Below are 10,989 nucleotides of genomic sequence, written 5' to 3' on the forward strand. Positions count from 1 at the left end.
GTGAAAATCACCAATCCCTTTGCGACCAATGTGGTGGGGCTGCTGGCCACCACCGCCATCCGCGGATGGATGAGCACGCTCGAATACAAATTTGCCGCCTACGAGCCAAACACCGATCCACTCGAAACGGCCTTCCACGGTCAAAAGATCTACATCTTTTGGCACGAATACATCCTTTGCCCGCTTTATCTTCGCGGACATTGCAATGTGGCGATGCTGTTAAGTCAGCATCGCGACGCGGGGTATTTGGCCCGCATCGCGTACCACATGGGATACAAGTGTGTGCGGGGTTCTTCGTATCGAGGCGGGGCCACGGCGTTGCGCGAGCTGCTGCGCAAGAGTCGCGGAATGAATCTGACAATTACGCCGGATGGTCCCCGTGGGCCGCGCCGTAGGCTGGCGCCCGGACCGATCTATCTGGCCTCGAAGCTGGGGATGCCCTTGGTCGCGGCCGGGATGGGTTACGACCGCCCCTGGCGGATGCGCACCTGGGACCGCTTCGCCCTCCCCCGACCCGGCTCGCGAGCGCGTTTGGTCACTGGTCCGGCAATTACGATTCCGCCGGACCTGGATCGCGACTCGATCGAGCGCTATCGCGGCGGTGTGGAGCGGCTCCTGAACCGCCTTACCAGCGAAGCGGAGGCCTGGGCCGAAGCCGGTACGGCCAAGCGTGAAGAGGCGCCGGTCCGCCGCGAACCTGCGCGGCGCCGTTCCGAATCGTCCGCTCGGTCGCTGGAATTTCCCGAACCGATCCCACGCCCGCGGATCGCACTGCCGCCGGCTGCATGAAACCTCGGCCGCTCCGCACCAGTTCGCGCGGTTAAATCCTTGCAGCAAGGGTCGCGAGCCGTTAATCTGGTCGATTGAGGCGAGTCGCCAAGCGGCCATTCACGGGCCGGGCTCGGTCCGTCTCGCGGTTTTCTCATGAGTTTGCCATGTCGTCGAGTTTACGAGCCGCCGCCAAACTCTGCCGCGTTTCCGTTGGTCTATGTGCTTGCTTTCTGGCCGGGTCATCGGCCGGTTGCGGCTCAGGCGAACCGTTTTCTTACGTGAAAGTGTATGGCAAGGTGAGCTACGACGACGGCACGCCGATCAAGGCGCCCGAAGAAATCAAGGTGAAGTTTATTTCAGAGAACGCGCCGGCCGTCGATGAAAAGACCCACGCTCGCATGGCGGGCGCGTTGCTCAACCCCGACGGTCGATTCGACACGGTCACAACCCATACCTTCGGCGACGGCATCCTGCCGGGTAAGCACAAGGTGTTGGTGTTCGTTGTGGACGACCGGAATCAGCCGATCGAGGGATTCGTTCCACCCGAATATGGCGACCCGGCTAAGACCCCAATCGAAGTCGATACGGCGAAATTGCCGTGGGAGATCAAGGTCAAGAAGCCTGCGGGCGGTGCGTCGAGATCAGCGGGTTCCCGTTAGATGGCCAACTTACCGCGTCGCGCCTCGGTCATGCCAAATGCGCCCAATAATCAAGGAGTTACCCATGCTATTGAACTGTCCAACTACCGTCCATCGCTTCCATTTTTCCCTTTGTCTAATCGCGTGCCTGCTGGTCGGATCGCTTGTCGGCTGCGGCGGTTCCGGGGATCCATTTGCTTATGTGAAAGTGAACGGCAAGGTGACCTATGACGACGGCACGCCGATTCCGGCAAAGCGAATCACACTGTTCTTCATCACTGAATCAGCTCAACCGGTCGATGCGAAAACCTATCCGCCACAGGGTAAGGCCGATGTAATGGCTGCCGACGGCAAATTCGACGTGGTGACCAGCCACACCTACGACGATGGTTTGCTGCCGGGCAAACACAAGGTGCTCGTGATCCCGAAGGATGATACTGGCCGGCCGGTGGAGGGATTCGTTCCGAAAGAATACCGCGAACTTGCGACCACCCCCGTCGAAGTCGATACGGCAAATCTACCGCTGGAGATTAAGGTGAAGAAGCCGAAATGATCGGCGGCCGGCCGCGTCGCGGGCTACGCCGTCAGCTCGGCAAAGTTCTTGAGGATTCGCAGGCCGTCGGATTGGCTCTTCTCGGGATGAAACTGCGTGGCGAAGATATTGTCGCGCCAGATCATCGAGCAGAAGGGGCCGCCGTAATCGGTTTGCGTGGCGATCAGTTCCGGATCCCGCGGCACGACGTAATAGGAATGCACGAAGTACGCGTGAGCCCCATTTTCCAATCCGGCTAAGATGGGCGCTCGGCGGCGAATCTCCAGGGCGTTCCAACCCATGTGCGGAACTTTGTATTCCGCCGGCAGATCGAACCGTACCACTTCGCCGGGCAACACTCCTAGACCCTCGAACCGCCCTCCTTCATAGCCAAAGTCAAATAAAAGCTGCAAGCCCAGACAAATGCCCAAAAACGGTTTTCCGGCGGCGATCGCCTGCTTGATCGGTTCGACCAATCCGCGACGCCGCAATTCGGCAATCGCATCAGGGAAGGCGCCCACGCCGGGGAGCACGATCTTGTCGGCTGCGGCCAAATCAGCCGGGTCGCTCGTGATCAACGCTGCATGGCCGACCTTTTCGAATCCCTTTTGGACGCTGCGAAGATTGCCCATCTGGTAGTCGATGATCGCGAGCATGGGCGGGTCCAGCGGTGAACGGCGTTGGATTGAACGGAAGGCCAGGGCACGCAATCGCAGACATCCGCCCGCCCGCGGAGGTTCGCCCAGCACCCACGATTCTAAACCACACGTTGTCGCGGTGACTACTGGCCAAGCCGGTCGGCGTAGACGAACTGTCGACTGCCTCCTGCCGACCTCTTCCTCCCGCCCCTATTGTCCGCACTTGTCGGGATAGATGACCAGTTCGACTCGGCGGTTGCGGGCCTTGCCGGCAGTGGTCGCATTGCTTACGACCGGATGGTTCCCCCCGTGCCCGACCAGGAAGAGTTGGTTTGGCCGCAAATGCGTGCGGGCGGTGAGATAGTCGAACACGGCCATCGCCTCGCTCATCGAGTATTGGTGCGGCGAGACTTGCGACGGCGGTGGGTCGCTGTCGGTATGCCCTTCCACGCCGATGATCTGCTCCGAATAGTTCCGCTCGATCTCCGCGGCCACCGCGTCGAGCAACTGCGTCGCGTCGGAACGAAGCTGGGTCGTGCCGGGGCTGAACAGCCGATCCGCCGAAAGCTCGAACCGCACCGTGTCGCCATCCTGCCGGACCTCGACGCCGGGAATGCTGAGATTGGGCAGGTTCTGCTTGAGGCTGTTGTTCGGCGTGATCAGCGCCCCGGCGCGGCGCTTGGTGGAAGCGACGACCGCCTGGGCGTTCTTCTCGACGACCACTTTATCCTGCCGGGCCTGCGCCAACTGCGAGGTCGTGCTGCTGAGCTGCTCGCGCAAGGCGGAGACCTGGTCTTGCATCAGCCGCGATTGGCGCTGCGTTTGAGCCAATTGCGTTTGCAAGTCCTGATTGTCCTGATCGAGCGACGAGGCGCGGCTTTGCAGTTCTTGATTGCGCTGCGCCAGCGCCGCTTGCTGCTGCTGGACGGTCGTCAATTGAGTTTGCAATGCGTACGGATTCTGGGCGCACCCGGCAATCGCCAGCACCGCGAACGCCAACAGCACCCGGCCAGCGGCGGAACCCCGCATGGCGATCTCCGAATTGAGCGACGTGAAAAGCTGCCGCGCCGCCAGGGGCGGCAGAAGAGAAGAAAATCGGGTGGGATAGTAGCAATGCCGCGCCACTCCAGCAAGGGCAGTTCCGGCGTAGCGAACCGACGACATGCGGCTCAAGACCGGGGCCGCTATGTGCTTCGCATCAGGTCGGGGCCGCGTGATAGCGAAGCTAGCAGCCGTAAGACGCGCAGACGGTCAATCCGTTCGCGAAATCGCGAAATTGACGCTGCCCTTCCGGCGAATCATCCGCCGCCGGCACAGGACGCCGCCACCCATAGCCATTAGGCAAAGAGCGATCGAACTCGGCTCGGGGACGCCCGTCGGATTGCCGCCAATGGGGTCTGCGCCGGGGCCGGCCGGAATCGGATCGCCGCTGAAGCCTTCAGCACTCGGGGGATCAAGATTTGACGAACTCGGCGCGCCCGAGGCGAAAGGCGCCGTGGGCTGCAGGGAATCGGCGAAAGCGATTCCTCTCGACAATGTAGTGGACACACTCCGCGTGCCGTCCGCCGAAAGTCCTCCGAGAGCTGCGTCGAGAGGGTTGCCACTGGAATCCGAAGCGTCGATCGTTACCATCCCGGGGCTATTCATGGTGCCGCCGATCACGAGCGAATTTTGCGCGATATGATCGGCCGTAAGATCGCTGCCGGCGCTGACTTGAACATTGCCCAAACCGTCGATGCCACCGACGACTTGATTCGTGCCGGACACGACGACTCCGGAGGTCGTGCTGTTGTTGACGATATGCACGCGATTGCCGCCGGCCGAACCCAGGGCGGAGACCGAGCCGGCGAGTTCGAGCGTGGCCCCCGAAGCGACCGTGGCGGTGGCGCCGGCCGCGACCGTGGCCGCGCCGGAGGCGATATTGAACTTGAGTGTGCCAGCTAGGACGGTCGTGCCGCCGGTATAGGTTTTGGCGCCAGAGAGAATCAACGTGCCCGGGCCGAGCTTCGCGACGCCGGCCGGTATCGCGATCCCATTGGTGTACGTCACCGCCCCACTGGCATTGGTCGTATCGAAACCAAACCCCGTGCTTGGGGCGCCAAAAGTTGTCTTACCAAGCAGCGCCGCCACCTGCGTCTGGGTATAATCGGTGTTACCCCCGTAATTGACCGCCAGCATCGAGCCGGCATTGTTCACGGCGACCGAAGAGGTCGTGGCGAGTGCGCCGTTGTTTGCGGATTGCAAGGTACCGCCGTTGACGGTGGTCGGGCCAGTATAGGTATTGGCCCCGGTAAGTGAGAGCTTGCCGGTGCCTTCTTTAGTCAAGCTGCCGTTACTGCCGCCGTAGTAACCGCCGTTGGCGATGACTCCCGAGATCGTGGTATCGGTATTCAGGCTGCCGGAGGTCAAGGTCGCGGCGCCGAGTTGATATGTGCCGGCGCCTTCGATCGAGCCGACCGTGACGAAGGGCGTACCGCTGATGTCGAGGATGCCGCCGGCGTTGGCGATAACCCGCGCCGTGCCGCCGCTGGGGGTATTACCGCCCTCGCTGATGAAATAGGTGCCTCCGCCGGCTCCGCCGTTGCTCCCGCCATTGGAAATCAGCGTAGCCGCCGCAGCGGTGTCCGTGCCGTCGAAGTCGGTTTCGCCGCCGCCGGTGCCGCTGACCGTGCCGCCATTGTTGGTGAACGTATCATTGCCGGCGGTGGAGCTGGTGATGTACGTTTTACCGCCGCTGGCGCCGCTGACCGTGCCGCCGTTGTTGATGAACTTCGCGGTATCGGTGCTGGCGCCGCTGCCGTTGATGTTGGTGAGGCCGCCGGCAGCCCCGCTGACGGCGCTGCCGTTGTTGGTGATCGTGGCACTGGCCATGTCCGAGCCGGAGTTGAAGTCAATCTCGCCGCCGAGGCCTCCGGCGATCAGTGCGCCGCTGGTCGTCAGCGTGGCGTGGTCGGCCGTCGAGCCGCCGTAAAACACGGTGTTGCCGCCCTGCAAAGGACCATTGTAGTTGTCGAAGATTCCGCCGTTGTTGGTGATGGTGGCATGGTCGGCGGAGGCGCCGCTATTGAAGTAGGTGCGCCCGCCGACGCCGCGGTTGTTGTTATCATTCGCGCTGTTGTTCGTAATGGCGACCGTGCCGGCCTTGGAGGCGTTGAAGAATTGAGTGATGCCGCCAGACGCGCCGAAGCCGCCCGTTGCGCCACCATTGACGATCGTCGCGGTGGTCCCCGCGTTCGAGGAATCGTAAAAGTCGATTTCGCCGCCGTTTTCCCCGACGTTGGATGCCCCGACGTCGGAGCCGCCGAGGTTCGTAAAAGTGCCGCTGGCGGCTGTTGAGTTGTTGCGAAACTGCACCAGGCCCGCAGCGCCGTGATCTCCCATGCCGCCGTTCGTGGTGAAAATGCCGTTAGCGGCACTGCTCGAATCGTAGAACAGCGTCGAGCCGGTATTGCCGGCGGTCGGGCTTTGGCCCATCGTCGTGAAATGGGCGTGGCCCGCGTCGGAGCTATCGTGGAACCGGGTCACGGCGCCCGAGATCGAGCCGTTGCCGTTGGCGGTAATGATCGTGGCATTGCCGGCCGTGGACGAATTTCGGAACTCCGTGAGTCCGTCGACGTTCGTGGTCACTATGGCGGTGCCTGCGGTCGCGTTGTCCTCGAAATAGAGGCCGGAATAGATGCCGTGGGTCGCGATTGTGGCCCCGCCGGCAGACGCGAAGTTGACGAATTCATTGATGGTTAAGGTGTTGATCGTGATGTTGGCGGTGCCGCCGTTGGAGGTGTCCTCGAATTCCGTGAAACCGGGAAGCCCGCCTAAGCTGCCGGCGTTGGTGATGAGCGTGGCGGCTCCCGCAGTGGCATTTCCGCTGAAAAGAGTCAGTCCGCCAGGGACAGGGCCGCCATTGCGACCGTCGACGCCGCCGCCAGTCGTGATCGTCGCGTTCCCAGCGCTCGATCCATTGTTGAACAGGGTCTGACTGCCGCTTGCTGCAAACAGCAACGTCGCGCCTCGGGTCGCGATCGTCGCATTCCCGGCGGTCGCTCCGCTGTTAAAGATGATTTGCCCGCCATTGCCGCCCGTGTTGCTCGTCGTACTGACGCCGGCTCCGCCGAAGTTGGTGTAAACTCCTTGCCCGGCGGTTGTGCCTGTATCGGAGAACTGGATGAGGCCGCCGGCAACAGCCGCGACGGTGGAGTTGGTGTTGGCGAACGTTCCGCTGCCGGCGTTGGCGCCACGCGCGAAGTTCATAACTGCGGCCGCGGCGACCGTACTCGCGCTGCTGGCGAACGGGCCGGAGTCTATGGTCAGCGTGCCGGCGTTGACCGCCGTCGTGCCGGTGTATGAGGCTCCGCCGAAAACGACCAGCGTGCCCGCGCCCGCCTTGACCAGGCTATTGCCCGTGCCATTTCCGATCACACCAACGGTTAGCGTGTTCGCCGAAACGGTCACGGTCGGATTGGCGTTCAGCGCCACCATGCCCGTGCCGAAGTTCAGGCTCTGTGTGCCCGTGAAGGTGAAACGGCCTCCCCAGAGCTGAACGTTGTTGGTGGCGAGGGCGATGGCTCCGGCGCTCGTGTTGTCGATGGTCGTGCCGTCACTGATTGCGAATGTGCCGCTTCCGATGGCGTTCGTGTTATTGATGTTGAGGCCGCCCTGACTGAGCGTCGTCCCGCCAGTGTACATGTTCACGCCGCTGAGCGTCGTCGCGCCGCCACCCACTTTGAAGATTGAGCCGCCAATACCGCCGCCGATGCCGCTACCGGCGATTGGCCCCGAAACTTCGGTGTTGGTCGCCAAGTTGCCGAACGTCAGCATCTTGCTGCCAAGAAAGTAGTTGCCGGCCCCTTCGATCGAACCGACGGCCAGCCCGGAGACCGTCAACTGACTGATGTCGAACGTGCCGCCCGAATTAGTGACGACTCGGCTGTTGCCGCCGGTGACATTGCCGATGGTTTCAGTGAGCCCCCCGGCACCGCCATTCGCGCCGCCGTTCGTGACGAGCGTCGCCGCGCCGATGATCGAGCCGTCATTGAAAATGGTCGTGCCGCCGAGCGCGCCGGCGACGGCGCCACCGTTGGCGGTGATGGTCGCGGTGCCGCCGGTGGCGCCGCTGTTGAACACCGTCTGACCGCCATTGCCGCCACTGGAAGCGCCGCCGTTGTTCATGAATAAGGCGCTGCCAGCCGTTGTTCCGATGCCGGAGAGAAGCGTCCTTCCGCCGCTGGTGGCGCTCGTTGCCGAGCCGCTATTGGTGATTGTCCCGCTGCCGGCATTGGCGCCGTTGACGAAACTCATGGTGGCGCCGGCGGCCACCGTCGTCGCACTGCTGGCAAACACTGTCCCACTGACCGTCAACATGCCAAAATCGACTGCCGTCGTGCCGGTATAAGACGTGATGCCGCTGAAGGTCGTGTTGCCGGTCCCCAGCTTGACGATCGAGCCGCCGGTTCCGCCGCCGATTCCGCCATCGCCAATTAGGCCGGAGACGACGGTGTCGGTGCCCAGACCGCCGAACGTGAGCGTCTCGCCGCCGAGTCGATAGTTGCCTGCGCCGGCGATCGAGCCGACCGTAACGTCGGTCGGATCGCTGATGTCGAACGTGGCGCCGGCGCTTACGGTCACGGCGCTCACGGCGGCGATCGATCCGCTGACCGCCAGCGTCCCGGCATTGACGGTCGTCGCGCCCGTGTAGGTATTGGCACCGCTGAGGGTTAGTGTGCCGGATCCGACCTTGGTTATTGCCAGCATTCTCCCGGCGGGGGCGTCGGATATCACGCCGCTGAACGGCACCGGGCTGGCGCCGTCATTGCCGATCGTCAGCGTGTCAAAACCGCTGACACCGGTCGTGGTTACGTTGCCGGCGCCTGTGAGGGAGCCGATGCTCTGGGAAAACCCGCCGAGATCGAACATTGCAACGCCGGCCAAGTTGATGGCCGATCCGGGTGAAGTCGTGTTGGCGACAGAAGTCTGCAGCGTTCCCGCTTTGATCATTGTCGGTCCGGTGTAGCTGTTTGCGCCGGTGAGCACCAAGTTGCCGAAGCCGACCTTGACGAATCCACCCGGGCCGCCAATGACACCGCTCACGGTGAGCGTCGTGCCGGCGTTCACGTCGAAAGTGGCGGACGGATTGTTGAGGTTGATTGGGCGCGACATCGCAATGTCCGCCGTCGTATTCAGCACGGGGCTGCCGGCAAAATCAAACGTGAGGGTTCGGCTCGCCGTGCCCAGCATGGCATCGGCTCCGATGCGCAGCGTGCCATCGACGATGTCGGTCCCGCCGTCATAGTTGTTGCCGCCATTGGTCAGCACCAACGTGCCGGAGCCCGCCTTCGTCAACATTCCCAAACCGGTAAACTTGCCGCTGGCGGTTAGCGTGCTCGACAAGCCGCCGATGCTGAAAGTTCCTCCGCTGACGCCGAGGAAGACGGGCCGGAAAGTGGTGAAACCGGCAGTAACGGTCAGACCGCCGCCGTTGAACGCTAGTGAGTTAGCGGCGTTGCCCAGGGCGTTGTCGGCCGAGACGGAAACATCCCCGGCTTCGACCTCGATCCCGAACCCTGTTGAAGGCGAGGAAAATGAATTCGCGTGTGACAGCCGCAGCGTGCCACCGCCGGTCTTGTACAATGCGATGCCCTCGATCTCGCCGCGTCCGAAGGCGTCTCCCTCGACTTGCGAGTTAATGGTCAACGTCTGCGCATTGTCGACGTCGATAAGCGCACCGTGAATCAAAAAACCGCGGTTCGTGGTGAACGACCCGGCGGCGTTCAACGTTGCGGCATTGATGAGGATCGAATTCGATGGATCGCCGAGCCCATTATCGCCAACCACGCGCAATGTGCCGGCGTTGACGGTGACGCCGCCGGTAAAGCTGTTATTGTTGCCCAACACCAGGGTTCCGTCGTCGCCGTCTTGGACCAGGCCGCCGCCGCCGTCGATTGGGCCGACGGCTGTCAAAGTGGTCGCGTGACCTACCTCGAAGGTGGAAGAGCCCGAGAGTGTAATGTGCGTATTGGTCGAAAAGGAGGCGGTCGTGTGGAGGATCGAGGAATTCAAAGCCAGCGTGCCGGACGTGCCCGCCAACGCGATGTTGTTCGAGATAAGCAGCGTCGACGAATCTACGGTGAGTCCGCCTCCATAGGCGCTACTGGTCGCGAGTTCCAACGTCCCGCCGCCCACCATGTGGAGCGTGCCGGCGGCGGAGACGACGGGGCCAGCGAAGGTCAACAAACCGCTAGTTGATACGGTGCCCCCAGCGGACTCGACGCCCAAAGATTGGGTAGCGTTGATGTTGGCAGTCGGATGAAGAGTGCCGCCCTGGAAATCGATCGAGCCAGTGGCGGCCCCCAGGTTGGCGTTCTGAGAGACGTTGAGCGTACCGCTGTGCAGGACCGTGCTGCTGTGAGTGTTCGTGCCGAAAAGCGTGAGCGATGAGGCGTCCACGATCAGTTGGCCGCCCACAACCGGTCCGGCGATCAACAGCTTGCCCCCGGTGATATCCAGCGCGCTGACGATCTTGACGCCGCTTGAGATGACGTCGTTGCCGGCGTCATTGCCGATGATATTGATCTGGGCCGTAGAGCCGTTGTTGTCAAATATCAGATAGTTGAGATAACTCGGGTAGGAATCGATGTCGTAGTAGCCGGTCGGTCCCGCGTTCAAATTAAGAACTCCCAACGTGAAATCCTGCGGTTGTTGGCTCTCCGTCTGGAAGCCTACGAAGTGGTAGTAAAGTTCGATCAATAGGCCGTTAGTCGGAGTCGTGATGTTCGCGATATCCCCCTTGATTGCACCATCACCGGGAAACCTCCTGTTTCCGGGGCCAACCCAGTTGGTAGTTATTGCGCCGGCGACCGGATCATTTATGTACCCCCAATCATATCCAAAGCCGTCCGAGTAGACCGCGGCAAAATCAAAGGTGTCCGCCGCCACGGCGGGAATCGTAGCGGCCAACATGACTGCAAAAATCAGCGCCCCGATCTTACGCGGGCCGCGCAGTGCGATGAAACGAATCATGAGTTCTTCCTTTCCCGAGAAGCGCCGGGTTCGTTCCTGGTGAATGGCCGCGGTGCGGCCACGTTTGTGAACGGGACGACAGAATCTCGTGCGCCGCAATCGAGCGGAACGTTCGCCCAAGAGACCCGATCACCACAGAACACCGGCCAAAGACCAAGCGGTCCTGGCGGCTGTGACCGGGGCGACGGCCGGAAGCCGTCCACGGGGTCTAAGAGCCCAGCAGTGCCAATACTGTACCTAATAGGGGGTGAAAACGCAACGAGGTTGGCTATCGTTGCTGGTTTTGTTGAATGAACGACCGTCGCCATGATCAATTTCCCTTGAAACTCAAGGCCGCATTAGCATGGCAGCCGTTCGTGAATTGGCGCAAAAAAAACCGACGTGGCGGAATAACCGC

At 62.1% G+C, this 10,989-nt stretch carries 6 protein-coding genes; 3 read left to right on the forward strand and 3 right to left on the reverse strand.

Annotated elements, in window-relative coordinates; genetic code table 11:
• The 3 genes from VGY55_23770 (at position 1) to VGY55_23780 (ending at position 1,962) form a co-directional block, all read left to right on the forward strand.
• Positions 1 to 789: a lysophospholipid acyltransferase family protein gene (locus VGY55_23770; protein HEV2973005.1), complete on the forward strand. Its 789-nt coding sequence runs from the start codon at positions 1 to 3 to the stop codon at positions 787 to 789.
• Between the two features lie 278 nt (positions 790 to 1,067).
• On the forward strand, positions 1,068 to 1,430 hold the full coding sequence (locus tag VGY55_23775; protein HEV2973006.1) for a hypothetical protein: 363 nt from the start codon (positions 1,068 to 1,070) through the stop codon (positions 1,428 to 1,430).
• Positions 1,431 to 1,494: 64 nt separating this feature from the next.
• Positions 1,495 to 1,962 (forward strand): hypothetical protein, encoded by a 468-nt coding sequence (locus VGY55_23780; protein ID HEV2973007.1) that lies wholly within the window; start codon positions 1,495 to 1,497, stop codon positions 1,960 to 1,962.
• Positions 1,963 to 1,985: 23 nt separating this feature from the next.
• On the opposite strand, the gene hisH is transcribed toward VGY55_23780, so the two are convergent.
• From hisH to VGY55_23795, 3 genes are all read right to left on the reverse strand, one after another.
• On the reverse strand, positions 1,986 to 2,597 hold the full coding sequence (hisH, locus tag VGY55_23785) for an imidazole glycerol phosphate synthase subunit HisH (GenBank protein ID HEV2973008.1): 612 nt from the start codon (positions 2,595 to 2,597) through the stop codon (positions 1,986 to 1,988).
• A gap of 192 nt (positions 2,598 to 2,789) precedes the next feature.
• Positions 2,790 to 3,743, reverse strand: coding sequence for an OmpA family protein (locus VGY55_23790; GenBank protein ID HEV2973009.1), 954 nt, complete (start codon positions 3,741 to 3,743; stop codon positions 2,790 to 2,792).
• An 87-nt stretch (positions 3,744 to 3,830) separates the two neighbouring features.
• Entirely contained in the window at positions 3,831 to 10,592 is a 6,762-nt protein-coding gene (locus tag VGY55_23795) for an autotransporter-associated beta strand repeat-containing protein (protein ID HEV2973010.1), read from the reverse strand.
• Positions 10,593 to 10,989: the final 397 nt, after the last annotated feature.

The sequence above is a fragment of the Pirellulales bacterium genome, assembly GCA_035939775.1.
GTDB lineage: Bacteria > Planctomycetota > Planctomycetia > Pirellulales > DATAWG01 > DASZFO01.

Bases quoted from the DNA above. Each gene is read 5' to 3' on its own strand.
- VGY55_23780 (HEV2973007.1), top strand. From the start codon at position 1,495: ATGCTATTGAACTGTCCAACTACCGTCCATCGCTTCCATTTTTCCCTT.
- hisH (HEV2973008.1), bottom strand. From the start codon at position 2,597: ATGCTCGCGATCATCGACTACCAGATGGGCAATCTTCGCAGCGTCCAA.
- VGY55_23790 (HEV2973009.1), bottom strand. From the start codon at position 3,743: ATGTCGTCGGTTCGCTACGCCGGAACTGCCCTTGCTGGAGTGGCGCGG.
- VGY55_23795 (HEV2973010.1), bottom strand. From the start codon at position 10,592: ATGATTCGTTTCATCGCACTGCGCGGCCCGCGTAAGATCGGGGCGCTG.